23 protein-coding genes and 3 pseudogenes are annotated in these 23,921 nt (G+C 35.5%); 11 read left to right on the top strand and 15 right to left on the bottom strand.

The features are described 5' to 3' along the window. Window positions 1-60: 60 nt before the first annotated feature. The 7 genes and pseudogenes from IMO47_RS04235 to IMO47_RS04205 form a co-directional block, all read right to left on the bottom strand. A complete protein-coding gene (locus IMO47_RS04235; RefSeq protein WP_005157496.1) occupies window positions 61-723 on the bottom strand; it encodes a HEPN domain-containing protein in 663 nt (220 codons plus the stop codon). 33 nt (window positions 724-756) lie between these two features. After that, window positions 757-2,196 (bottom strand): VWA domain-containing protein, encoded by a 1,440-nt coding sequence (locus IMO47_RS04230; protein WP_196077282.1) that lies wholly within the window; start codon window positions 2,194-2,196, stop codon window positions 757-759. A 17-nt stretch (window positions 2,197-2,213) separates the two neighbouring features. Beyond that, entirely contained in the window at window positions 2,214-2,816 is a 603-nt protein-coding gene (locus IMO47_RS04225) for a hypothetical protein (protein ID WP_196077283.1), read from the bottom strand. A gap of 130 nt (window positions 2,817-2,946) precedes the next feature. Next, a pseudogene (locus IMO47_RS19550) lies at window positions 2,947-3,162 on the bottom strand (biotin/lipoyl-containing protein); the annotation flags it as partial. Window positions 3,163-3,339: 177 nt separating this feature from the next. Beyond that, window positions 3,340-4,188, bottom strand: a pseudogene (locus tag IMO47_RS19545) (AAA family ATPase); the annotation flags it as partial. A 109-nt stretch (window positions 4,189-4,297) separates the two neighbouring features. Then, window positions 4,298-4,474 carry a hypothetical protein gene (locus tag IMO47_RS04210; protein WP_196077284.1) on the bottom strand — a complete coding sequence of 59 codons (177 nt, stop codon included), beginning with the start codon at window positions 4,472-4,474 and terminating at the stop codon, window positions 4,298-4,300. A gap of 169 nt (window positions 4,475-4,643) precedes the next feature. Further along, window positions 4,644-6,740, bottom strand: a complete 2,097-nt coding sequence (locus tag IMO47_RS04205) for a dynamin family protein (RefSeq protein ID WP_196077285.1) — start codon at window positions 6,738-6,740, stop codon at window positions 4,644-4,646. A 179-nt stretch (window positions 6,741-6,919) separates the two neighbouring features. On the opposite strand from IMO47_RS04205, the gene IMO47_RS04200 reads away from it, so the two are divergent. Beyond that, a complete protein-coding gene (locus IMO47_RS04200; RefSeq protein WP_196083708.1) occupies window positions 6,920-10,249 on the top strand; it encodes a dynamin family protein in 3,330 nt (1,109 codons plus the stop codon). Window positions 10,250-10,373: 124 nt separating this feature from the next. On the opposite strand, the gene IMO47_RS04195 is transcribed toward IMO47_RS04200, so the two are convergent. The 6 genes and pseudogenes from IMO47_RS04195 to IMO47_RS04170 all read right to left on the bottom strand — a co-directional run bounded on the left by IMO47_RS04195 (window position 10,374) and on the right by IMO47_RS04170 (window position 18,367). Further along, window positions 10,374-12,023 carry a dynamin family protein gene (locus IMO47_RS04195; RefSeq protein WP_196076676.1) on the bottom strand — a complete coding sequence of 550 codons (1,650 nt, stop codon included), beginning with the start codon at window positions 12,021-12,023 and terminating at the stop codon, window positions 10,374-10,376. A gap of 90 nt (window positions 12,024-12,113) precedes the next feature. Then, complete coding sequence (locus IMO47_RS04190) at window positions 12,114-13,754, bottom strand: dynamin family protein (protein WP_196076675.1); 1,641 nt, start codon at window positions 13,752-13,754, stop codon at window positions 12,114-12,116. A 164-nt stretch (window positions 13,755-13,918) separates the two neighbouring features. Beyond that, entirely contained in the window at window positions 13,919-14,530 is a 612-nt protein-coding gene (locus tag IMO47_RS04185; protein ID WP_104794855.1) for a hypothetical protein, read from the bottom strand. Window positions 14,531-15,009: 479 nt separating this feature from the next. Then, window positions 15,010-15,150: pseudogene (locus IMO47_RS04180) on the bottom strand (IS5/IS1182 family transposase); the annotation flags it as partial. Window positions 15,151-15,337: 187 nt separating this feature from the next. Further along, complete coding sequence (locus tag IMO47_RS04175) at window positions 15,338-16,606, bottom strand: integrase family protein (protein ID WP_196076674.1); 1,269 nt, start codon at window positions 16,604-16,606, stop codon at window positions 15,338-15,340. Between the two features lie 576 nt (window positions 16,607-17,182). Next, window positions 17,183-18,367 carry a hypothetical protein gene (locus IMO47_RS04170; RefSeq protein ID WP_196077851.1) on the bottom strand — a complete coding sequence of 395 codons (1,185 nt, stop codon included), beginning with the start codon at window positions 18,365-18,367 and terminating at the stop codon, window positions 17,183-17,185. Between the two features lie 209 nt (window positions 18,368-18,576). Here IMO47_RS04170 and IMO47_RS19845 point away from each other — a divergent pair, with 209 nt between their 5' ends. From IMO47_RS19845 to IMO47_RS04160, 3 genes are all read left to right on the top strand, one after another. Continuing rightward, a complete protein-coding gene (locus IMO47_RS19845; RefSeq protein WP_262557078.1) occupies window positions 18,577-18,708 on the top strand; it encodes a hypothetical protein in 132 nt (43 codons plus the stop codon). Window positions 18,709-18,778: 70 nt separating this feature from the next. Then, on the top strand, window positions 18,779-18,937 hold the full coding sequence (locus IMO47_RS04165) for a hypothetical protein (protein ID WP_165382332.1): 159 nt from the start codon (window positions 18,779-18,781) through the stop codon (window positions 18,935-18,937). A gap of 12 nt (window positions 18,938-18,949) precedes the next feature. Continuing rightward, a complete protein-coding gene (locus IMO47_RS04160) occupies window positions 18,950-19,171 on the top strand; it encodes a helix-turn-helix transcriptional regulator (RefSeq protein WP_196074540.1) in 222 nt (73 codons plus the stop codon). 4 nt (window positions 19,172-19,175) lie between these two features. Here the strand turns inward: IMO47_RS04160 and IMO47_RS04155 are convergent, their stop codons facing one another. After that, window positions 19,176-19,430, bottom strand: a complete 255-nt coding sequence (locus IMO47_RS04155) for a helix-turn-helix transcriptional regulator (protein WP_042089598.1) — start codon at window positions 19,428-19,430, stop codon at window positions 19,176-19,178. A 113-nt stretch (window positions 19,431-19,543) separates the two neighbouring features. Here IMO47_RS04155 and IMO47_RS04150 point away from each other — a divergent pair, with 113 nt between their 5' ends. The 6 genes from IMO47_RS04150 to IMO47_RS04125 all read left to right on the top strand — a co-directional run bounded on the left by IMO47_RS04150 (window position 19,544) and on the right by IMO47_RS04125 (window position 22,156). Then, window positions 19,544-20,059 carry a hypothetical protein gene (locus IMO47_RS04150; RefSeq protein ID WP_151798512.1) on the top strand — a complete coding sequence of 172 codons (516 nt, stop codon included), beginning with the start codon at window positions 19,544-19,546 and terminating at the stop codon, window positions 20,057-20,059. Between the two features lie 19 nt (window positions 20,060-20,078). Next, the gene (locus tag IMO47_RS04145) at window positions 20,079-20,381 is read left to right on the top strand and encodes a hypothetical protein (protein ID WP_058967725.1); all 303 of its coding nucleotides are present in this window, start codon (window positions 20,079-20,081) and stop codon (window positions 20,379-20,381) included. A gap of 27 nt (window positions 20,382-20,408) precedes the next feature. Then, window positions 20,409-20,858: a hypothetical protein gene (locus IMO47_RS04140; protein ID WP_042089601.1), complete on the top strand. Its 450-nt coding sequence runs from the start codon at window positions 20,409-20,411 to the stop codon at window positions 20,856-20,858. A 74-nt stretch (window positions 20,859-20,932) separates the two neighbouring features. Beyond that, window positions 20,933-21,502: a hypothetical protein gene (locus tag IMO47_RS04135; protein ID WP_151798511.1), complete on the top strand. Its 570-nt coding sequence runs from the start codon at window positions 20,933-20,935 to the stop codon at window positions 21,500-21,502. Further along, window positions 21,477-21,818: a hypothetical protein gene (locus IMO47_RS04130; protein WP_196074541.1), complete on the top strand. Its 342-nt coding sequence runs from the start codon at window positions 21,477-21,479 to the stop codon at window positions 21,816-21,818. The genes IMO47_RS04135 and IMO47_RS04130 overlap by 26 nt, the downstream gene beginning before the upstream one ends. 59 nt (window positions 21,819-21,877) lie before the next feature. Further along, window positions 21,878-22,156, top strand: a complete 279-nt coding sequence (locus IMO47_RS04125) for a hypothetical protein (protein ID WP_151798509.1) — start codon at window positions 21,878-21,880, stop codon at window positions 22,154-22,156. A gap of 109 nt (window positions 22,157-22,265) precedes the next feature. On the opposite strand, the gene IMO47_RS04120 is transcribed toward IMO47_RS04125, so the two are convergent. Continuing rightward, complete coding sequence (locus IMO47_RS04120; RefSeq protein WP_058967722.1) at window positions 22,266-22,739, bottom strand: hypothetical protein; 474 nt, start codon at window positions 22,737-22,739, stop codon at window positions 22,266-22,268. A 297-nt stretch (window positions 22,740-23,036) separates the two neighbouring features. Between IMO47_RS04120 and IMO47_RS04115 the strand changes: the two genes are divergently transcribed. After that, entirely contained in the window at window positions 23,037-23,810 is a 774-nt protein-coding gene (locus IMO47_RS04115) for a hypothetical protein (RefSeq protein WP_058967721.1), read from the top strand. Window positions 23,811-23,921: the final 111 nt, after the last annotated feature.

Raw genomic sequence — 23,921 nt, 5'->3', positions numbered from 1 at the left:
GCCAAGTTTTGACTAGGTCATAGTTTGTCGCAGTGTTTAATCAATTAAATCAATATTTTTTTAGGATTTAACCACAGGGTAAAAGGGTTTACCCCAAGTTTTGTCATTGGGATGATTCAGCATGACCTGTAGCATTTCAGGGATAATTGTAAACAGAATGGTGCAGGCATCTTTAAGTTGACTACGATTGACAGTACTGTTGAATGTCGCACCACCGTGAATAATCTGGTTACGCAAAGTATAGAGGTGATTAAAAACAGCGACCAAAATTTCAGGCGTATCTTTTTGGCTGAGCGCATTTAGGGCTTTTTGTTTATTACGTTCAAAACTTTCTAGCCATTCAGTTTCTGTAATTAATCCATTGTGATAATCCCAAAATTGCTGAAACGTAAATTTATTGTTCAGAATAATACGGATACTGCCTGAAAAGGTATTCCACACCGAATCATAAATATGGTGCTGTTGATCTAAATGGCAAATTCGATAAATAAATTGTACGAATAGTCCTTTATCTACACTACGAATACCTGCGCCTAAATCCTTGGCATAAGCTGCATTAAAGGCAATCCATAAAAAGATAAATTGAGAATCAAAATCCTGCGCCTGTTGTGCTTGTTCAGCTTGTTGTAACCAACTGAGGGAACGATGAATGCGTAAACGGAAATCTTCATTAAACTGTTCTTTGCTCTGTTTAAATTGGTGCTGGATTTCCTGTAATAGCATGATTTTTATTCCCATTTTAAAGTTTGTTTTAGTCTAACGTAGTTTACTCCAACTGGCAAAATGATGGATGGAATTACAGAGCTGCTCTAAGCCACCACCAGCATATCCAACCTGAATACCATGATAACGTGTTCCATCTTTTTTGGATTTTTCGACTATCGTTCGGATATGGGAAGAAGCTGACCATTGTCCATCACTGACAATCATGACATCTGCTTTTTTCCATTGTTCTTGATCAAGTCTTTGAATGGCATGTTCTACAGTTTCAATGTCAGTTCCACCGCTAAATGAACAACCTAAAAACTCCAATAAGCTTTGAATGCCTGATTGGTTAAGTTTGAGTTCATATTCAATCTTGTCACCACGTCCACTAAATGCAAATAAGTAGCAAGGTCTTTTTTCAGCATGGGCAGTTTTGGCTGCTTGTAGGGTGAGGGCTTTTGCGACCAGTTCAGGTTCGCCGCTCATTGAGCCAGAAGTATCCAATACCACTAAAATAGGTCCTCGATCAAAACGTGGGCGAGGTTTTTGGACTTCAACTTGTTCATTGATTTCTGCCCAAGTTTTACTAATCTCTGTGCCTTGCACCCGATAACTAAGCAGGGCTTGTTCATAGCGACGTGCATGCCATAGCATCTTTAATTGTGGATGTCCAAGGAATAAAGCCTCCTGTGGCAGCATGCGGGCAATATTGCCACTGCGTTCAATTCCAGACATTTCTTCAGGAATATAATGAACAACTTTTTCCTGTATCTCTTCAACAACACGAGAAATACTTTCAAAAAAACTTTCGAGTACTTCATCATTAGCAATACTTTCTTGCAAACGACCTAATGAATCCACAATCTTTTTAAATTCACTGATACGTTTGAGCAATTCCTGTAAGCGTTCGATATGTCGCCAGTTTTGATGTTTTAAAATGCCTTTGGTGAGATTAACATCTCGACCCAACATATTGCTTAAATCACCAAATACATCATCCAGTTTTTTCCAAGCCTGAACTTTGTCATTCCATGCTTCATTGATTACAAGCTCACCTGAAAAATTAAAATGATCTTTAAAATCAGTATCATCAATTGGTTGATTTATACGTTTCAGGTTTTTAAATTTTTCTCGTTGTTGCGTTTGCCATTCTGCAAGTTGTTGCTGATATTCATATTGAACTAGATGCCATGTTTGCATGACATCCTGTAAAAGCTGTACTGTTAATTCATGCTGATCTTTCATAAAACGGGCAACATCTGCCTGCTTGAGCTGTTTTTCAACGTTCTCTGAAATATAAGAGGGTAGCCAATCGGGTTTTGGCGGCAGTTCTCCAGCCATGAGGTATTTATACCACTGCTGCATGGTACGGCTACGCTGTTCCAGTGTACCTACGGTAGAGCAAATCACATGCTCCAATAGTTCCTGTGGACAGTCATCCAAAAATGCATATTGGTCTTCTAGATAATCAGCAGCAATGGTTTCAGCCATCATCACAATCCTTAAACTTATAAATGATCTTGATATGTCAATTTCAAAACTTGCAAGCGATTTTCCAAATCTTGAATCTGTGTAAGACTTGCTTGTAAAGTTTCAGTTGCAGGCTCAATAAAATCGGTATCAATCCATAAATGTCCACCATTCTGACTTTGTAAATCTTTTAAGTTTTTGGTGAGTTGTAATTTCATTAAGGCAATGTGCTTGAGATGATTTTCAACTTCTTCGGATTTCTGCTTAAACCATTGTGGATTATGATTTTTGTTGATTATTGTGGATTGATTTTTTTGTACTGTAACTTTTGAATTTAGGTTATCAAGAAATTCCATTGCTTTATCAATATAGAAATGAGCAGGGTATTTTGTTTGTTGGCTATCGTAAGCATAAATTAGTGCACTCAGTAGATTTCCATACAGCGTTTTTGGATGTTTTACATCTACTCTAGCTATAAATGTATCAATATAGCGTAGAGTTTGTTGATCAGTAGATGTCGTTAAATAATGTTTAGCTAAATCTTTTGCTAACCGTCGTGCTTCATCACTAAAATTTTGTGATGAAGATGAAAAGGCAGAAGAATCAATATTTTGATTAGTAACGTGTGACCAAAAGCCCATTATATTTCTCCTATAAAATTAATTATTTCATTCGTGCCTTGATTAGCTCACCAATTGTTCTTGGACCATTATTGGCTGATGTTTGAGTTGAACTTGATTTTGTTTTTAAATTATCAGTAGAAGCCAATACCGCAATAGCTCCGTTTGAGAGAACCATATCACCTTCATCTTTAATAATGGCATAGATCATTCCATCACATGGAGCAACAACTTCTAAAATAACCTTGTCTGTTTCAATATCACAAATAACCTGATCTCTACTTACTCTTTCTTCGATTTTTACATGCCAAGTGGCAATTGTTCCATCGGCTACACTTTCTGGAAAGACAGGAGCATTGATTTCGATAAGATCACTTGTTGGTGTTTGTGGGCGATTAGGCTGCTGATCAGAAGCCTTATGAACATTATTGTTTGGTTTAGGCAGTTTCCTGACCTCTTTCTCCAAAACTTCAACGACTTTGACCAGATTATCAACATTAATCACCGCCTTGCCGCAATACTGCTCATACATTTCTGCAACCAATTCAACCTGTTCTGGTTTTTCCCAAATACAATGTTGAACCAACCAGCAATCCCAAATTGAAACCGTACTTTGACCATTGGTAAAGGCAGAAACTTTTAGCATGTGAACAATCTTACGCCAACGACGATCAGAGACCTGAATCTGATTTTCATGGCACCATTTTCTTAACTCAACCAGAAAATTGACCACTTCGGCAGATAGCTCAATGTGATTGGCATTGTTTTGAATAAACTGTACTTCTTCAAGACTAAGCTGTTCGATATTTAAATCTTGATCATTATTTTTTAAAGTCAGGAGTTGTTTAAAACCTTGCCGACTGACAGGCGCAACATATTGACGAAACAAGAAGCGGTCAAATAAAGCACTCAATTCTTCACTTTCAGGAAGTTCATTACTTGCACCTACCACAGAAAGTAGAGGCGCTTTTTCCCGAATAATCCCATTATCAAATTCACGTTCATTTAATAAAGTGAGCAGAGCATTGAGAATGGCACTATTGGCTTTAAAAATTTCATCTAAAAAGGCAATCGATGCTTGCGGTAAATAGCCTTGTGTTAAACGAGTATACTGATCTTGCTCTAAGGCTTTAATGGAAAGAGGACCAAACAATTCTTCAGGTACAGAAAAGCGGGTCAGTAAACGCTCAAAATAGGGTGTTTGCTTAAACATGAGATGGATGCGACGAGCCACCATACTTTTGCCTGTGCCAGGCGGGCCAATCAATAAAATGTGTTCACCTGATAATGTTGCAAGAAAGGCAAGTTTAATGGTTTGCTCACGCTCAATTAAGCCTTGCATCAACTGTTGTTGAATACGCTGAATTTTTTCAAATAATTGCTTTTGGTTCATGGTGTTATACGCAATATAAATTATACATAGAGTGTAAGTTTAGGTTTGATAAAAAGATAGTGATTAAAACTATGACCAAGTCATAGTTTGACGTAATGAAATCATCAACTTATGAGCCAAAGAATATACCGAGTCCGACTAGAACAATCAGACCCAATGCCAAACGATTGAGCAGGGTAATAAAATTCCAGCCCTTTTTAATGGTTGCCCGATGCTGATAAACACGTTGAAGATTATAAAAGACAAACAGTACATCAATAATCAAGGCAACTGGTAAACCAATCATCGTGACAATACCCAGCCCATTAATCACAATAAGCAGAATGACTTTTTTTAATGTTACTTTGGTTAAAAACCAGATGTTTAAAGAACAGACGTTTAATCATTTCCATATCGAATTCCCCCAAATCTGTATAAAGGAAAAGGTGTACAAAAATCTGTACACCTATATGGTTTTAAGCCAGGATTTTTTTAAGCTGTTGATATTCTTCTAAGGTTTTTTGTTTTTCAGCAAAATCTTGACGAACTTGTTGCAACTCTTGTTCAAGTCCTGCAATTAGGGTTTGCAGTAAAGAATCACGAGTTTGTTCTAAGCTGTGCTGTAAATCCTGAGAAGATGTTTTAAAGCGTTGCGATAACATTTCAAAAATTTTCTGCAATGATTGATTAAGCTGTTGTTTAAGTTGCTGAATATCACTACTTGAACGAACCTGACCGCTAAAATTACGGCTAATCAGCTCACTTGGATTGCCGATATCTAAATCCAGTTCAGGTAAATCTAGCTGATTGATGACACGATCTAGCGTATTTTTAAATTGTTTAGGATCAAAATCCTGACTGGATGTATTCAGTTCATCCACCAGTGCCTTGCGTAACTCCAGTTTTAATTGGCTTGGGCGAACTAAGTCGTTAAAGTGATATTGAATATCAACTGTGCAATCACGGGCATATTGACTGACTTGCTCTACTGCATCGGAAGCATTCAGATATTCATAGGTTGTGGTGTAGCTACGATAACGTGTTTCAGTGCTTCCCCAACTAAATGGGTTATACCATTTTGAGGTACTGACTTCATACGAGCGTTCTTCTGTCTCTGTCCCTGTATGTGTGGTGATTTGACTATATTGTTGAATCCCTTTTTGCAAGTCATGGGTAATATCTTGAGTCGTGCTTTGCAGTTTATTAATTTGTTGATTAATCAGATTTTCCAGCTTCCCTGAAATGCGCTGAATCTGTTGTTCACATTTCTTTTGCTGCTGTTCCAGTTGCTGAATATCTTGCGTGTTCAAGGTATGGATACGTTGATCAATCATTGCAGTCAACGCTTGTGCTTTATCTGTTAAATTTTCCTGAGCTTTGGGCAAAAGTTCTTGTTTCTTCTGTTCTAAAAGTTGGACTTTATTCTGGCGAGCCTGTTCATATTCTTGGCTAAGCGTTTTAAAGTTACCAATTCTTTCCCAGTCTGCTTGAGTAAATTGGTAATCACCCCATTTTTCCCCTAAACTTTGTAATTCCTTATAAGTATGCTGCATGGCCTTATCCCATTGAGATTGTTCCCAATGTGAAAAACCATAGGCAAAGGTACTGGATAGAATAGGTTTGGTCAGTGAGCGTAATAATTCGGCAACTTGTGGGCGACCTGCCTGTTCACGTTGTTCAGCAAGTTTTCCAAGTTCAGTTTCCGCACGACGATTGACACGTTTTTGAACATTGGTTTCACATTCTGCTAACGAATCACGGTTAAAACCATCATCAATAATCACAGAGTCATATTGTGCAGCCACTAAAACCATTTTCTGTACGCCACCTTGAGGAAGTTGGCTTGAGAGTAATTCAATATCAGACTGGTCTAAAAACTGACTGGCACGAGAAAGAAAAAACACAACATCACAGCGTTTCATTTCTTCTTTGGTCTTTTCAGTACGGCTGAGTACAGGATCGTTCATTCCTGGCGTATCAATAATGTCAAAGCCTTTCAGTTCTTCATTGGGTAAATAGAGGCGTGTCATTTTGACCAAAGGCGTATATTGACCACTGTTGCCTGCATAGCTGTCTAGAACCTGCATCAGCTCATCTAAAGAATTGGCTTCAATCAGTTGTTTTTGTTGCTGCAATACCTGAGTAACATCCAGACCACTTTGCTTCACCATCGTGGTCAGTTCTTTTGCCACTTTAATTTGGTCATAATTGCCTTGTTGTTGTGCCAGTTGCTCAAGGTCTTGCCATTCCTCTACTGTGTAGTATTCAACTTCCAGTACAGGTTTTTCACCGTAGGAAATGCGTGTTAGGTTTGCTGTTTTAGGTGTGGCTGCTGTAGGCAGAACGGGTTTGCCATTAAAAAGGAGAGCATTTAAAAAGCTACTTTTACCTGCCTTGATCTGCCCCATAATCGCAATATTCAGTGTTTGCTCTTCCTGATTAAAACGCTCGACCTGTTCTAATAACGGTTTTTTTAGGCTTAGAATATCCTGAATTTCATTAAAACGTCCCTGCCAAGATTGTAATTGCTCAGAAAGTTGGTTCAATTTTTCTAGGTGTTGCTGAATGGTCATAAGACACTCTTTTTTATGATGAAATAAACTATTTCATGGAGTCTACCTGAATTCCTATAAAAAAATAGAGTCATTTCATCGCTCTAAGTCATAGTTTGACGTAGTAATTTTCATAGATTGTTTTATATTGAATTTCAATTGTATATGATCAACACATAATAAAATTTCAGGACAAGAGAATGTCATACCAAGAAGACTTTGATATCGCACAGCGTTATGATTTATTGTGCCGTGCCAGTCAGTCACATGTTGAACAGGAGGGGAAACGTTTACAATTGGCAGCCGATCTGGATGTATTAGACAAAATCATTAATCATGATTTGCCTGAACTGGCTCGTTCAGGTAGCCCTGATCATTTTGCGGATATTTTAAAAAGTCTCAATCTGGAATTAGAACATTTTAGGGAGTTTTGTGAATTTCCAGACTTGGCTCAAAAAGTTGTGGTAGGTGTTGGTGGCGCATTCAGTGCGGGAAAATCCAGTTTAATTAATACGCTTTTAGGGAAAAAGCGTTTAGTGGTAGAGATTGATCCAACAACTTCTTTACCGACTTATTTGTTGTATGGTGAACAGGAACAGATTACGGCACTTAATTTATTTCGCCGTCGTGTAATTTTATCTCGGGATGAATTTGCCAGTCTGACCCACGAAGAAAAAATAAAATATGGTAGTCAGATTGCAGGGCTATTGCGTTCAGCTTTTGTCAGTGATCCAGATTTTGCTTGGAAAAATATCGCCTTGCTTGATACTCCAGGATATAGCAAACCTGATAGTGAACAGTGGAGTGAGCGAACAGATGAATCTGTGGCACGTTCACAACTTAATTTGTCTAATTTCATTATTTGGGTGGTTTCTGCGACACAAGGGACGATTTCCGAAGATGATTTAAAGTTTTTGACAACTTTAAATGCCGATATTCCAAAGTTGATTGTGGTCAGCCGTGCTGATGCGAAAACACCTGAAGATATTGCTAAAATTGTGGCTTTGGTGAAGCAGACGACAGCAGAACGAGGAGTTAATGTGCTGGATGTAGTTCCTGTATCTGCACGGAAGAAAAATGATTATCCAGTTCAGCCTGTAGTGAGTTTTTTGGAGAAATGGAATGAACAGAAAAAATGTTTAAGCTTTGCTCAAAATTTTAAACGGCAGTTTGTGGGGTATAGTCAATTTGTACAGAATAAACAACAACAAGCTAAAACTAAATTGGAACAAATAAATAAGTTATTATTTTTATCTGATCATACGGAACAAACAAAAATTACTGAAAAACTACAATATATTGAAAAAGATAGTAACAAGGAATGGAGTGATTTAGCTAAAAAACTTGAAGAGCTACAAAGTCAGTTTTTTAAGAAAATGAATCAGCTTGCAAATTCAATAACGGGATATAAGGAACAGTTGATTGATATTGAAACACTATTGCAAGATCCAAATTGTTCAGCTGAAATATTACAGAGTTATGCTGAAAGTTTAGATAATGATATATTAGATATAATATATAAGCATCAAAATTGTCCTCAAATAGTACTTGAAAGGGCTTTATCTAAACCTGTGGGAAGCTTGTCTACAGAAAAAATTATAAACATATTTTCACATGGTGAAATATATTTTAATGAAAAAAATCTATTAAATCATTATAATATGCTCTCTTCTAGTGAGAAGTTAATATTGGTTGGTAAAAATATAGGTAAATTGGTAAAAAAATATCTTTCTAAAGAGGAAGATAAAATTATTTTATATGAGTTGTTAAAGAATAAAGAACTAGATGATGAAGATTTATTAAATATAGCATATTATTCTCTAAATAGTTTTTATTTGGCAAAAACACTACTAGGTGTTAAAAATCTTTGTATGGAAGCCCAAGTTATTCTGACAAAAAATGACAATGTAAGTATTAGGGCTAGTTTGGCAAAATTAACAAAAATAGAAGAGGTTCAAACTATATTAAGTAGCGATGAAAGTGAGAGAGTTAGAAATCAATTATTATTGAATGATAATTTACATGATCAAGTGAAAAATAGATTATTATCTGTAAGTTCAAATTTTAGAGTTGATCAAGAAAGTAAACATTTTTCTATAGTTCAGGAAGGAGATGATTGGGATAAACAAAATCTTGCTGAAAATTGGTGGATATCTAAGAAGATACAGTTAGCTTTAATTGATAGTTATGATGAAAGCATTAGAGGTTCTTTAGCCTCAAATCCGACTATAGATGAGGAAATACAGCTAAAATTAGTTGAATTAATAGGAGATAGTTGGATTGATTCCATTAAATATAGTTTAACAGATAATAGAAATTTGACGGGCTTAGCATTATATAAATTAATGGAAAAAGATAGTCTGTTATATGCTGATGATAGATTGTTTGATGGGAGAATAAAGTTCTCATCTGAACTACAGCAAAAGTTCTTTGATAAAGGTTTTATGACTCGATGTAGCTTGGGTAAGTATCCAAATTTAGATGAAGATATACAAATTAAATTTATAAATAGTTGGGATATTGATAATATAGTAGATAATAGTAATTTAACTAAAAAAGTACAAAATTTATTGATAGATAATGGAGAGTATTTAGATAGAATTTCATTAAATGAAAAATTATTTGATGAGATTTATTCTAGATTGGCTCATGTTGATTGTAATAAGGTTAGAGTAAGTTTAATAAGAAATAAAAGTGTGAAGATGGAAGTTAAAGAGTATTTGTCTACTCTAAGTAATTTCTTGAGCTTCTCATTTGATATTATAATAAATAATAAAAATATTGATCATTTTGGTCAAAGTGTTATATTAAATGAAGAAGATTTTTATGTTAAGAAAATAATGGTTGAAAATTCTATTTTAAATGAAAATATTCAAAATTTTATAGTTGAAGAAAATAATGAAACACTTGTTAGATGTATGTTGGAAAACCCATCATTAATTGAAATTTTACAGTTAAAATTTGTAAATCACCCCAACTCTTGGTTAAGAAGAAGTTTAGCTAAAAATACTAATCTAATAGAAAGAGCGCAACTTACTTTAGCAAGAGATGAAGAAGCCTCAGTAAGAGAAAGTTTAGCTAGTAATACGTCAATTACAAATAATGTTCAGTTAATCCTTGTAAATGATAGTGATGAATCTGTAGTTAAGACATTGGCTGAGAATAAAGGACTTTCGATTGATGCTCAGATAAAAATAATAGAAATTGGAAGTAAAGATATAATATATTATTTGGCTAGGAATGAGAATTTGCATATCAATGTTCAAGAAATTTTATCCAATTTTGACTGTTCTGATTATGATTCTAGAATCATACTAAATAACTTAGCATCTAATAGATGTTTACACCCTAATTTGCAAGAAAAATTAGTATTAAATGATGATTTGCACTCTAATCTGGCATCAAATGTAAATGTAATAGAAAAAGTTCAAAATATATTACTAAGTAAGTCTGATAACTATATTAATGAAATTCTTTATGAAAATATAAATTGCTCTATTTTGAGTAGAAGAGCTATTTTAGAGTCTTGAATTGATTTAAAGCCTTATCTTTTTATAAGATAAGGCTCTTTTAGTGATACTAATTAAGCTTTAATGCAATATATTTAAAAGTATATTTTATCTATTAAACTGAGATATAAGATTGATTTTGGTACTACTGATCCAAATACTCCTTAACCGCCTTAGCCAAAGCCATCATTGGTTTTTTAAGATTATCTTGAGGAACATAAAGACGTTCATCACCATTCACATAGAGCTTAGACTCATCCCGATCAAAACGAATGCTACGGATTTGATTGAGCCGAGTCACAAAACGCTTTCCAAGCATGTCTTTGCAATAAAGTTCACTATGGGTGAGGAATAAACCATTTTCAGCATTTTTAAAAATGGTGGTAGTATCCATTAACACCAGTGGATCATCATTATACTTACCGTACTCACCATCACCCTCAAAAGCATAAGCTTTGATGGCTTTATCAACCTTTTTACGCACACCGTAAATATCATCAATCAAATAGCTGCCTGCACCTGGGCGACTAATTTCATCTTCATAACTTTCTAAAATACTTTCCAATGAACGACGAGTAGGTTGTACAGCTTGAGCTTGGTTTCTAATTTGTTCAGCTCGTGCCAATAAATCCTGTGCTTTCTGCATTTCAAGGGCTTGGCATTGACGTTCCTGTTCATCAGCAATTGCTTGGGCTTCTCGTTCAAGTTCAGCCTGATATTGGGCAAGTGCTTCCTGACGTTGCTGTTCAATCGCAAACTGTTGTGCTAAATAATGTTGCCATTGTGTTTCAATATCGACACTTGCCAGTTGCGTTAATTGATAAATTTGTTCAAATAAATTTTTCTGGAAACTATCCAAATCCACCTGATGATGCAGTTCAGAAAGATGGGTTTTAATTTCTGCAAAATATTCAACAAAATTATCCAGTACCGATAAAATCTGTGGCTGAGCATTCCAGTCTTCTAAATATTGATTTAAAAGAGAACGATCAAAGCCTTGGGACTGTCGAGCAGAATAGGTGAGTACTGCTTCCGATTGAATGCCGTGTTGAGTGAGTGTTTGAGCCGTCACAGATTGAATCAGTTCTAAATCAATTTCAGTCTTTTTATCAGCACGGCTAATAATAATCAGTTTGGGAATATCGGCTTTTAGTGTTTTTAGAAATTGTAGGTCACTTTCAGAAATGACACCTTGATCCGCAGAAATCAGCCAAATAATCCGTTGTGCATCATTGAGTTGAACTTTGGCGATGTGGGCATCACAATTTCCTTGCTCAGAGCTTTCAGTATTACTATAGCCTGGCGTATCGAGGAAAGATAAATTTTGCCAAGGAAAATGAGCTTGCTCTACAATAATTAAATCGATACTGTCGATTAAAGCCCTATCATCCTGCTCAGCATGATGGGTTAAATTTTTAAATTGCTCGGTTGAGAGCGTTTGAGCTTCTCCTGACTTTAGAATTGCAGTAATCCGATTGTCTGTACCTTGTACCAGATAAGTTGGAATAGAAGTGGTTGGATCAATTTCCACACTCAGTAATTTTTGTCCCAATAGCCCATTAAGAAAGCTAGATTTGCCTGCACTAAATGCGCCACCAATACCAATAATAAAACGATTGTTGAGCTGAGGTGAGACACAGAGTTTATAGAAATGATCTAACTCATGCTCAAAATCTAGCCCCAATTGATTTGCCTGATCCAGAGGTAAATGTGTTTTAAATTGAGTAATATTCTGTTTAAAGTATTGCTTAAGCTGTTGGTATCTGTTTTGAACATCGGTAGGTATATTTGACATTTTAAAGTCCAGTCTATTGGTTTTATAATAGGTTGTCTGACAGATCTTATTTATACTGCAAAAATATAAATAAGATCTGCTCGTTAAAAATTAAGGATTCAGTGCTTGAAGAACCTGATTTAGCGTTGTGAGGTCCTGTTGATAGATAGCACGTTGTTGTTCCTGTTCAGCTTCACCTTGTTGTAGTTGTTGCGCCAATTGAGCTAAGGCAAGTTGAGCCTGTTGATATTTTTCATCAATTTGCTGCTGCACATTTTGTTCAACCTGTTGTAACTGTGCCGTTAAAATTTGACGCAAATTTAATTCTACTTGTGCCATAACTTGTGGAATGAGGGTTGCTTGCACATAAGAGCGAGCTTGCTCACGTTGTTCAGCCCGTTGCTGTTCTTTCTGGCTATCAGAAATAAATTTTCCTAAAATTGTGGTAATAATTGGAATAATCACCGCAGCATAAGGGAAGCTTCTTAGCACGATAGGAAGTAGAGTTGCTGCACCAGTCAAGATTGTTGTATTCAATCCATCATTGTCAGAAGCTTCAAAATTAAAATTTTGATTGATTTTAAGTTGTTCAGGTAATTCTGATTCAATACGATGTAAATATTTTTCCACCAACGGTTTAAAGTAACGCTCCATACCCTCGGTCATGCCAATACGCACAGAGTAGGTAATCTGTTGTTGAATGTCGCTACCTTGATGAAGCACACTATTAGCGAAACTATCAGTTTCACCTGTTAAACGACTACGGATATGTTGAGTAATCTGTGACAATACATCATTAAAACGGCTGTTAATCTGTTGATGCTCTTGCTTTAATTTTTGCTGAAAGTGCTGCATTTCCTCCTGCATTTCAGTTCGTTTTAACTTCAAACTTTCGAGATCAAGGTTGTCCTGATTATTCAAAACTTCAATATGTTGTTGCAAAGTCGCAATCGTACCTATGGATTGATTGACCACCGTTTCTTTAAAACGTTGTTCACTACGTTGTTCCAATTCCTGTAAAGCAGCGATAACCGTATCAAAATTTTTACGAGAAGCAGCGACCACATTCAGGTAATTATCGGGTGGTAGGATTGCTTTTACCTGTTGTTTGACCTGCTGTTTAATTGCTTCTATATCTTCGGCAGAACGTTTGTCACTTTTAGAAATAATGACCAGTACAGGCGCTTGATGTAGGGCTAATTCTGCAAGAAAATTTTTAATACTTTCCTTGAGTGTACCCTCCTCAGAACTCACCATAATGCAGTAGGCAAGGCTACGTCCGAGATAATGATGAATTGCCTGACTATGTGCCTCTGATTTAGAGTCCAATCCTGGCAAGTCTGCTAAACATAAATGGGGTAAAGACTGGAGTAGTGGATTATTGAGTTTGACCTCAACATGACCATTTGCCCCCAAATCGTCAAAATCTTGAGATTTTAATTGTTCAAAGGATAATTCCTTAACAAACTGATTATCTTTAAACCCTAAAATTTGATCTGTTTCTGCAAAACTGATTTCTGTTGCCAAATTACTGGCTGGATCTATTTCAACTGCCAATAGTCTTTGAGCCAGTAACGCATTAATTAATGAAGATTTTCCTGCACTAAATGCACCAATCAAAGGAATGCGGACTTTAAAGTTCTGACTATTTTTTGTCAGTTCTTGAAATTTGTTGCTATCAAGCTGGTATTTTTCATACAGGTTTTGAATTTTTGGTAAATCCTGAATGAGTGTTTGTTGCTGTTGAAACATCTTAAACCTCTGATTGTATAAGTATAACTATTTATAACGAATTGATTTTTAATCTAGTGATGATTATAGGAGATAAATCATTTAAAAAAAGACTGAACCAAAAGGACTCAGTCTTAGTTTGATGCACTGGTTTGATAAAAATATTCAATTACCTGAAATCTGTACTATTCTTTCAGTGCTTGTGCCAGTTCGGGCATTTCATACTGTTCCAGTATTGTTACCAACTCTTGAAGAACCTTGCGAGTCTCTCTTTCATCAATATTAAAAGTATCACGATAAATTTTTGACACTTTATTACCCATACCATGAATAAGTTCACCAATGATAGAGGGTTCAACCATACCGTATCCACCACCACGAGGTCGATTAAATATGTCTGAAAGACTGGTATCGTTATTGGACATTGTTGCATTCGATGTAATTAATTTTGCCTTTTGCAATAAAGGAGCCAGTTCAGCAAGTGTGTGCTCAGGCAAAAGATCGCTGAGTTCCTCATCGATTAACCGTAAAATAAGGGCTTGAGTAATGCTGAGTCCCTTGACTGTGGTCTCAATCCGTTTCCAACGCCAGCTATATGGCATACAGTCACGACGACATTCCAGAGGAAATAACTTTTCTAGTAAATTTAAGTCACGCTGTATAGTACGCTGCGTAGCATCAATTCCTTGATTTCTTAAATGAGTTTCTATATCTGCGGTACTCACATATTTGCTATCCAATAAAAATTGAATAATTTTCCATTGTCGGCTGATAACTTTCGATGATTCTTGACTCATGATGTACCCAAGTAATTTTTTGCCAAGTGTAATCGTCTTTTTTAGGAAAATTAAGAGGATAAAGTTGTGAGTAGGTCGTAGTTTGACGTACTTAATTGATTGTTTTCTTTTATAATAATCAGCATGTAAAAATAAATTATTTTTTAAAAAGGGACACAACCTGTCCCGGTAGCAGGGTAGGATGACTGATTATTAATCTTCGGAGGCTGTTTCAGCAGATGAGGATGAGTTTTTCATTACAGCATCTATACCTGTATGAGGATCAACACCAAGGGCAGTACAGTACCGAATATATTCAATGACTGATGTGTGCTGAAAAAACAGGAGGTTTTAACTTGGTAAACTATGCATACTCATCAGGAGTTTACCATGAGCAAGAAACACAAGACGTATACGGCAGAATTTAAAGCTGAAGGGCTTTGTTGCATAAAGATTTTAAAGATAGAGCTTTCCTAAGTTGTTCAAATTTAAGTGACAACTTAGGTGTGAGGTCGGCCGAGCTCCCTAAACTTATTTAAGATGGCCACACGTGCATGAATCTCGTTGACTTGGCTATCAAAATTCCGAGCACTGAGCTTATCGCCTAATAATTTGATGCAGTGCATCTTGGTTTCTACTATATGCGGGCCAATTGGTTGTGCGGTAGATTTTGTGTGTAGGCTTCTTCATTTGGAAATTATATTGCCGAAGAAGCCTTTAAGAACAGCTTTGTGCAACAAAGCCATTCAGAATTGGAAAGCTGCCATGAATCACACACTTTAGTATCATGTTTGAAGAGCATGTAACCAAGTATTTTTAAAACTGTATTTACATAGAATTATTTACACCCTCATTAATGCCATTTCGCACTTGCTGCAAAATCCAATCCTCATATTCTTGCAGTGTTTCTCGTAGCATATCCATAGGTCGTACGATATAGTGTCTTTCAACTAATGCACTTGGTTTATGACCTGATATCTGGGCTAAAGATCCTTCATTGATTTTTGCCCATATAGCTAACGTTTTATATGATCTCCTCAATCCATGGGGAGTAAGTTCAATATTTAGTTTTTTACATATTTTTTCTAAGCTATCGTAAGGATTAACAATATGGCCACATTCAGCGCCCTTACTGCTAAATATGAATTTAGAATCAGAATTTTTCTTTAGTTCTAATAATAAGCTTTCAACATATGCAGTTAGAGGGATTAGGCGACCTTCATCTTCAATTTTATCTCTGACTTTTGCTGTTTTCCAACGAAAATCGACATCTGTCCATTTTAATGAAAGCAGCTCATTCTTTCTGCAACCAGTGATTAAACTACATATCAAAAAAATCGCTATTTTTCTGCTAGTTAACTTATTTACCTCTTCAAACCATGGTTTTAGATGCTGTTTCATCAAACAATCATTCTTGGCTTTTGGGGAAGGGACTTTATCTTTAACTTTTTTTGAGTTGTATGATTTTGGAGGCACTAAGTTTTCATAATCCTCGTGTTCATCACACCAATTCAGGAAAGCTCGTGTAAGTCTGTATGCTTTAGCTGATGTTGTTGGACGGAAGTCATTGTGATCAAGCCAATCGCATAATACATCTGCAGTTAATTCAGAAAGTTTGTACTCAAACAGTTGAAAAATGGGTTGACTGGTATAAACACTATTTTTTTCAGGATCGTAACCACCTCTAGATAATTCGATGTGGTCCTGATAACTTCTTGGTCGCCAATTAGGTTGTCTTGCTTTTAAATATTCAAACCATACATCTTTAAATTTAATAGTTTTGCGTTTTTCTTGTTTTAGCAGTTCTTTATTATCAGCTAAAGCTTTCTTACGCTCGATTAATGGGTCAATCCCTTTGTGGCACATAATCGCCAATTCTTGTGCATATTTACGAGCTTCATCTAATTTCCATACATCAACGTCACCAATTTTGATACGACGGTTTTGAAGACCAATACGGCCTTGGAAAATGTAGCTTTTATTATTTTTAGGTGTAACTTTGACGCCGAATCCTGGTGTTTTCTCATCCCAAAAAAAAGTTGGTTTATTTTTGTCTGAGCAATCAATTTTATCAATAGCAGGTTTTGTTAACTTCATTCTAGTAAGCATCTGGTAAGCAAGTAGTAAGCAAAATCAATATATATTAATCAACAAAAAGAGTGAATAGTAAACTTTGTAAATTAAATAAGTGTATGATATTATTAATTTATTTGTTATATCTTTTTGATTTTTAATCTTTATGTTAACGGACTCATAATCCGTTGGTCCCCAGTTCAAGTCTGGGCGGGCCCACCATATCAAACCTCATAGATTATTGATTTATGAGGTTTTTTATTGTCTGTTGTTTTTAGACCATCGGATTTTTCGGTCTATTTTGTGGTCCATCCGTTCGATAGTCCGTTGGTCTATATCCTACATGTAAGTTTATCCCCCACTAAACGTTTTCTAGCACTTCGGCTTTCCACTCGATCTACGATGAAGATGAATCTTCTATGATCTAGAACATCGAGGCGTAAAGCGTGTGGAAAACGAAAAGGCTTGGGGGAATTTGGACTTTATGCTGTTTGACCTTTTTCCCCTATCTGAATAGGAGATTTCTAATCGTGTTGTGGGGAGTTTTGCTATGAAAGTATTTATATTGTATTCGACTCAAAATAATCTTCATGACTAGCATTATCTTTTTATCTCATTAAGCCATTTGTAAATATAAGGGTCTTTTTTTAATAGACTAGCAATCATTTCATTCCGTTTAGATTTATCTAGTTTTAACAGAATGCTCTTAAGATCAGCATATATAGATTTTTCTGGCGCACCACGTTCCCGTGCTTTGTTATACCAATCATGCCCAAGAGTATATTCATGATTTTCCATATATATAGCTCCCAATAAAGTACATGGTCGATAGTCTTGAGAATTGTTTTCATGAGCTTTTACACCACATTCTATCGCTGTATCAACTTTTCTAATATCTCTTTTAACGCCACCTAATGTAGTAAAATATGCTGATAATAGTTTTTTATTTTTGTTTGATGAGATTTCAGTATTTTCTAGAAACCTTTCAGCCTCTTTACTTGCTTTAGCTTTTCTTAATTGACTAGAGGCATTAATAGCATGCCAATGTAATTTGGTTGTCTTATATTCATTAAGATAAAAATCAGCTTCTACACGATGAAATTTTATCTTAAGTTCATCTGTAAAAAATTGTCGTCCTTCCGAATTTAACCAAATAGCATCTTGTTCAGATAATCTCTGATTATTCTCTAATAATTTCAATATATTAATTAACTTTGATCTATGCTTATCAGCTGTGTCATAGAAATAAATATCATATTTTTTTATTAGTTTTTTTTCTTTTTGCCTCTCTATATATTTAGGGTCAGATTCTAATTTTTTCCTACGTTCACGTTCAGCTTGTTCTCTAAATTTTCTTTCCTGAGCTAATTTTTCTTGTTGTTTGTTTAACTGAATTAGTTCTAATTCTCTGACTTTTTCCAAGCGTAATCTTTCTGCTTCTAAATGTTCTTGATGTTTTATTCGGTCATTAACAACTTCTTTCTTATATTGATTAAAAGAAATTTTACCTTCAACTAGACTATGTAAAGCATTAAGATTTTGGCGAACTAAATAAGCTTTTTCTGACAATGTTAAACTATCGTTTTGCTTCAGTTTTAACTTTTGAATTATTTTATGAAGCATACTGTGTGGGATCATTGAACTTTCAATGTGATCTACACCATAAAAAACAGCATCTTTTCTCAGATCATCAAGATATGTTTGATGTTTAATAGCATCCTCAACAGATACTTTGCCTCGATAATTAGAATGGTATGTTTTCTTAAAAAATCTATTTTTGGACATTTCAATTATTCAAAAAATTATTACTATTTGATTTAACAATATTTCTCTAAATAAAGAAATAGCATCAATACAAATAAGCCCTGAAACAAAAAAAAGTGGTATTTTTGTTTTAAATATGGAGGGGAAAGAAATTACTTTGTCTTATATATTGCATAAATTTTAACTTTCAATATTACTAAAAGCTTAATAACTAAATTGAGAGTAAAAATATGCCATCTCCAAAAGATACAAAAGGTCCAGTTGTAAAAACAGGTCCAACTGCTGGTGAAAATCGTACACGTAATGATAATGGTGAATGGCGTAAAAAACGCTCTGATGCAGCGAAGCCTCGCAGTAAGTAAATCAATACGTATTTAACTATTTTTCGAACACATATTATTTTCATGGTCTTTAGCCAATAAAGGAGTGACCATGAAAAAACACTATCCAAAACTCGAATCTGTATCTAAAGTCATCGAGACTCTTCCACATCCCCAATGCAAATCTATAGCCAAAGCGATTCGGGTCTGTAATGATAAAAAGACAGACTTACCAACAAAGCTTTGTGCTGTTGCTCTTGTGTTTATTTGAATGGGGAAATCGATGATTATCTTGCAACAGTGGTTGACTGAGCAACGTCAGGCTAAAAACCTCACTTTGGAACAATTGGCAGATCGGTTAAATAAACCATTTACCTATGTTCAGGATGTAGAAAGCGGAAAATATCAGTTGGATGTTGTGGAGTATTTATTCTACTGCAAAGCTTTAGAAATCAACCCTCACCATGGGCTTGAGCTGATCCAGTCAAACCTAACCTCAATCTAGGCTCTCAGTCTTGAGAATCTAAGAGCACCTGCTCAATCAAAAGAAATCCATCTTGTGGATTAACGCCTAGCTTATGGCAATACCAAACATATTCAACCACATCTAAACGACGTTCGCCTTGTTCAACTTTTTGAACAAACGAGTGTGGTTTATCCATGCGTTCTGCTAATGCGCGCATAGAAAATTTTTGGTCCTGTCGTGCTTGCTTCAACCAGTTCGTCAAAGCCTGCATTTCTTTCGTATTGATACTTGCTGTCATGCGCTCATTATCGATACAATGTGGAATGTACCCAACTCGGGTACAGTGCTTTGATTTGGACTGTGGATTGATATTAAGTTATTACTTTATAAGCATATTTAAAGGAAAAATATATGGGGTTTTCTAATCTACTTAACTCCGCCTTGACAGCGGTAGCGACCTTTTCAGGTAATCCTGATGTACAACGTGCAGCAAACTCAGCCAATGATCTAGTTGTGTCATATCAAACGCAGCAACAGCAAGCAATGGCTGAACGTATATTGAAATCTCCTGATGGGATTATTCCAGTCACAGAAAAGGGAGTCACCGTATGGCGAGCATTGCAATATAACGGGTATGGTGAGGTTGTTGGCTTTTCTGACTTTAACAGTAAAGAGGAATATCTCTTGTTAAAGCAACAAGAGCTCAAAGCACAACAATTGAAACAGCAACAACGTCAAGCTGAACAAGCGGAAGCTCAACGTAAGTATGCAACTCAACAAACCAAGAAACAAGGTGACGTATCTATCTCCGATATTGACGCCTATGGACAAACACTGGGCGGATTAGAACGTGCGGTTATGGCTTGCGCAAAATATCGTGAAAATACACCGCCTTGGAACGATTGTATTTATCGTCAAGTGAATTAATTAAATCGTGAGATCATTTATGAAAAATTTCAAACTTTTATTTTGCCTTTTAACTGGTCTTGTTATTTCTAATGCTGCATTAGCAAAGACTGAACAAGTCACCCTTAAAAAGAACATCGTTTTTAGTGGTGAAGCAATCATTATCCAAACAACCAAAGGTGAAGTTATTTTGAATGCTTATATGCTACAAGACAAAGTAGCAAAGCAAATGAAACCATTTAAAAAGGGTCAATGTCTACAGATTCAATCTAAAAACGGATTTTTCAAAGATACCAATGATGGTCAGTACATTCAAAGCATTCAACCATGCGTGAAGAAGTAAAAGCTCTTCTAAAGAATAGGATTATTTATGAAAAAAATACTGTTTGTAGCATTATTGGCTGTTACTGGATTCACTTATGCAGCACCGAATGTATGGCAATCTGACTATGCTCAAGGCTTCTCTGAATATTCAATTCAAGATGTCAAGGGCAATACGCTTTGGGTGACTTGCAACGAGGGTGCAGGAGATATGTTTGATCATTCTGTACGCTTCCAAACACCGAAGAATAGCTATGCAAACTCTGATTCCAAATATCCTTTAACTTTCTTATTGGATGGAAAAAGCAAAGTAGCTGCATCTGCTTCTACTAAGTGGCGCAATGGTGCAAATGCTTGGTATGAACTTTCACAAGGAATTTCTAAAGCCAAAAAAATTGATGTGTACCTAAACAATAAAAAGGTCACAACATTTACCCCTAATCAACAAAGCATCAAATCAGTAGCGAAACATATCGCTGCATGTGAAGCAATGTTCTAACCCACAATCTTAAATTTAGGTCCCGATGTGCTCTTGCAGTACATCGGGATTTTTTATGCTTAAAGGAAGCCATTATGCAACCAAGAATTTTTGACAAAATAAACCAGACTCTCATTAAAACATGGAGTTGTAATAAGTTATCGGACAGGGCAAAAGGTCAGCTTAAATATCAACTCTGGCAAGATAATGACGATCAAAGCTTTGGTATCGCTCTAAGTGAAAATGAATCATCAGGTGGATTTAGTACAGAATTGATCAAAGTTGAGCAGATCATTTTAACCTTACAGAAGCTTTATCAATCAGCAAAGCCATTCCATGCTGTTGCATTGAAAGAATTATTCGTAGGTAAGTCAGTCAACAATGCAAGTTTTCTAGGAGCTGCTTTAGTTGATCAAGGTGTAATCCGACTGCATCCACAAACTGCGCGATTACTTGAAGTAAATGATGAATATGAACTTTGGCCAATTTCATTTGATGATGTTGTGCAACAAAGTTCATCAGCCTTTGAATCTTCTCATGATATTAAACCTGCAAGTGGGAAACGCGGTCCTAAACCAAAGAATCAGCAATCAACTCAGATTGATGACTCTGATGCCTTAGCCAATGTGGGGGATGAAAATGCAGTACATCAAGAGTCAATCTGACTTACAGCAAGTATCAGATGAGTCAATTCGAGCAAGTATTTCACTGCACATGCAGACACTCGATAATCAGTATGATGAACCTTATCAAGCCACCCTGCATGGGTGGTTTGTTATTTGTGAAGATGACAATGATTTAACTGAGCCTTTTCCTCAGCTCAGTTTCAGCTTATCTGAAAAGCTGTCATTAGGCGAAGTTGAATTTGTTGAGAAAAAGCATGATTGGTATGAGGTGTATATCATGCTGAACGACAATGAAGGCATTTTGATCTATGTACCGACTGAGATTTTAGAGCGCCATAAAATCAATCAAATCTAAACCTCTTCACAGACCACCGCCCGCACATTTTTCTATTAATTTTTATGTGAGACGTATTTATGACAAGGCAACGACTATTCGCTTTGGGTCAAGTTGTGTCTACACCCAATGCTTTGGCTTTTGCAGAGAAACATCAAACTGATTTACTCCAATTACTTTATCGTCATCAAACGGGTGATTGGGGCGATTTAGAAGATGAAGACAAAGAATCAAATGAGGAAGCATTAATTAATGACACTCGGATATTCTCTAGCTATTCGATAGCTGAAGATAAAATTTGGATCATCACAGAAGCAGATCGTTCTTTAACGACATTGTTGATGCCAAGTGATTACTGACTTAACCGTAAAATAGCCCCCAAGACCGTTCTGGCCTTGGGGTGATTTTATATCGTTTTAAGTGAGACAACCAATGATGCTTTGTACAAATAACCTGTCGGACGTTCTACTAGTCCTTTGGACTGTAATTAGGATTATTTACAGTATAGAAGCCTATAGGTTTTAATATAGAATTCATTATTTTTAATTTGTACTGTGACATATTAACTTCATCGCGAAACCTTTTAAAATATCGATTGAAATTTTGGTTAGATTGAGATGAATACATTGGGTGTTTTGCATAAAATTGATTTCTTAAATCAGGTGAAGATTCAAAACCATGAGTATTTAAACTAATACTCAAAAATTGATTTAAATGTTCCTGCTGCTCATTCCTTTTCTTCCATGTTTTAATATCAACTCTATTAATGGTGTGGTCAATTAAAACAATATCAGGATTTTTAATGCAAAAATTATAATTACTTTTATATCGATAAGCTGTCGATCTAGCACAATTCGTTATGTGCTGTATATCTTTTATAGGTAGGTCTGGATTTTGTTTCAGAGCATCATAAATGTTTTTTGGAAAATAAAATCGTTTCATACTGAACTTCTGGTTAAAAAATAAGCATTCAATTCCTCTTATTGTACATTTTGATTAAAAAAACCGCAACCTGATTCCTTAGAACATACCGAATGAGACACTTAATTATGGTTAAAAAAGTCAATAAATAACAAATGCTTACGTAATATTTATATTGAATTTTTCTTATTGGTTGCTATTCTTATTTACGCGGGTGTGCACAGGGGCAAAATAAAAAGTCTCAGATTCGACCCAAGAAGTTAACACTGTTAATCGCAGTCGTTAATAATCTTTCTTAAGCTATATAGGTAAATGAATATGACTACTTTCAAGACGAACACAGATGATCAAGGCCAAACTGATTTGGTTGCTTCATTAGATCAGCATAAAAATGATCCGCTGTTGGATATTAATGACAACTCTATTAATGGTGACTCTGTTAATGACGAAACTATTAATGATGACTTTATCAATTATGATGATCCTGATCACATCCTTGATATTCAAGAACGGATCGAGGGTGAAAAGTTACAGGCTTATTTTAAAAATCGAGAGATTAATGAATCTCAGGTTTTTAATTTTGACGAATCATTGGTTAATATTCATGAGAAAAATGAATTAGATCAAATTAATGCGGAGTCAAATATTGTTCTTAAAAAGGACAATATTGCAGATTCGAAATTCTGTGAATTTTTATTTAATGCTCTTTGGCATCTTGTCACACAATATGCTTTGAAAAATAACATTGGCTTATTGAAAGTTGATGAAGCCAAAGTTAAATCAATCTGGTGTGGTGGCTCTTGCAACTCATCAAGTCAAAGCATTCCAGACTCTATTGATTCTTTAGATTTGACTTTGTCCAGATTGAAGCCAGCGAAAATCGTTTATCTACAAAGCACAGATTACGCGAGCAATATGTGTAACGATTCTATATTTGGGTTTGGTCTCTATTTGCTTGATGAAAATAATAACCTTATTACTAAGCTGGTCTACAAGTTTATTGATGAAAGCATCGCTCCTGATAATGCTCGTAGACTGAATACACCAACTACTTTTGAGCAGCTAGATGACAGCTCAAGACCTTTCTTCTAAGTCGTAATTTCATCGGCTTAGCTTAACTATCTAAACGCACTTATTTTCTGATTCTTTGAAACATGGTCTCACGATCAGGGATAAGTGCGCCTTTTTTCTATAAGGAGAGCT

Origin of the sequence: Acinetobacter sp. Res13-Abat-PEC15-P4-01, assembly GCF_015676285.1 — a bacterium.
GTDB classification, from domain to species: domain Bacteria; phylum Pseudomonadota; class Gammaproteobacteria; order Pseudomonadales; family Moraxellaceae; genus Acinetobacter; species Acinetobacter nematophilus.
The sequence above is the reverse complement of the archived record's forward strand: the minus strand, read 5'-3'. Positions and strand labels throughout refer to the sequence as shown.

Bases quoted from the DNA above. Each gene is read 5' to 3' on its own strand.
- IMO47_RS04175 (WP_196076674.1), bottom strand. From the start codon at position 16,606: ATGAAGTTAACAAAACCTGCTATTGATAAAATTGATTGCTCAGACAAA.
- IMO47_RS04205 (WP_196077285.1), bottom strand. From the start codon at position 6,740: ATGACCATTCAGCAACACCTAGAAAAATTGAACCAACTTTCTGAGCAA.
- IMO47_RS04200 (WP_196083708.1), top strand. From the start codon at position 6,920: ATGTCATACCAAGAAGACTTTGATATCGCACAGCGTTATGATTTATTG.
- IMO47_RS04125 (WP_151798509.1), top strand. From the start codon at position 21,878: ATGACAAGGCAACGACTATTCGCTTTGGGTCAAGTTGTGTCTACACCC.
- IMO47_RS04170 (WP_196077851.1), bottom strand. From the start codon at position 18,367: ATGTCCAAAAATAGATTTTTTAAGAAAACATACCATTCTAATTATCGA.
- IMO47_RS04225 (WP_196077283.1), bottom strand. From the start codon at position 2,816: ATGGGCTTTTGGTCACACGTTACTAATCAAAATATTGATTCTTCTGCC.
- IMO47_RS04210 (WP_196077284.1), bottom strand. From the start codon at position 4,474: ATGATTGGTTTACCAGTTGCCTTGATTATTGATGTACTGTTTGTCTTT.
- IMO47_RS04185 (WP_104794855.1), bottom strand. From the start codon at position 14,530: ATGAGTCAAGAATCATCGAAAGTTATCAGCCGACAATGGAAAATTATT.
- IMO47_RS04135 (WP_151798511.1), top strand. From the start codon at position 20,933: ATGCAACCAAGAATTTTTGACAAAATAAACCAGACTCTCATTAAAACA.
- IMO47_RS04235 (WP_005157496.1), bottom strand. From the start codon at position 723: ATGCTATTACAGGAAATCCAGCACCAATTTAAACAGAGCAAAGAACAG.
- IMO47_RS04145 (WP_058967725.1), top strand. From the start codon at position 20,079: ATGAAAAATTTCAAACTTTTATTTTGCCTTTTAACTGGTCTTGTTATT.
- IMO47_RS19845 (WP_262557078.1), top strand. From the start codon at position 18,577: ATGCCATCTCCAAAAGATACAAAAGGTCCAGTTGTAAAAACAGGTCCA.
- IMO47_RS04150 (WP_151798512.1), top strand. From the start codon at position 19,544: ATGGGGTTTTCTAATCTACTTAACTCCGCCTTGACAGCGGTAGCGACC.
- IMO47_RS04140 (WP_042089601.1), top strand. From the start codon at position 20,409: ATGAAAAAAATACTGTTTGTAGCATTATTGGCTGTTACTGGATTCACT.
- IMO47_RS04195 (WP_196076676.1), bottom strand. From the start codon at position 12,023: ATGTCAAATATACCTACCGATGTTCAAAACAGATACCAACAGCTTAAG.
- IMO47_RS04130 (WP_196074541.1), top strand. From the start codon at position 21,477: ATGCAGTACATCAAGAGTCAATCTGACTTACAGCAAGTATCAGATGAG.
- IMO47_RS04120 (WP_058967722.1), bottom strand. From the start codon at position 22,739: ATGAAACGATTTTATTTTCCAAAAAACATTTATGATGCTCTGAAACAA.
- IMO47_RS04230 (WP_196077282.1), bottom strand. From the start codon at position 2,196: ATGGCTGAAACCATTGCTGCTGATTATCTAGAAGACCAATATGCATTT.
- IMO47_RS04115 (WP_058967721.1), top strand. From the start codon at position 23,037: ATGACTACTTTCAAGACGAACACAGATGATCAAGGCCAAACTGATTTG.
- IMO47_RS04165 (WP_165382332.1), top strand. From the start codon at position 18,779: ATGAAAAAACACTATCCAAAACTCGAATCTGTATCTAAAGTCATCGAG.
- IMO47_RS04190 (WP_196076675.1), bottom strand. From the start codon at position 13,754: ATGTTTCAACAGCAACAAACACTCATTCAGGATTTACCAAAAATTCAA.
- IMO47_RS04155 (WP_042089598.1), bottom strand. From the start codon at position 19,430: ATGACAGCAAGTATCAATACGAAAGAAATGCAGGCTTTGACGAACTGG.
- IMO47_RS04160 (WP_196074540.1), top strand. From the start codon at position 18,950: ATGATTATCTTGCAACAGTGGTTGACTGAGCAACGTCAGGCTAAAAAC.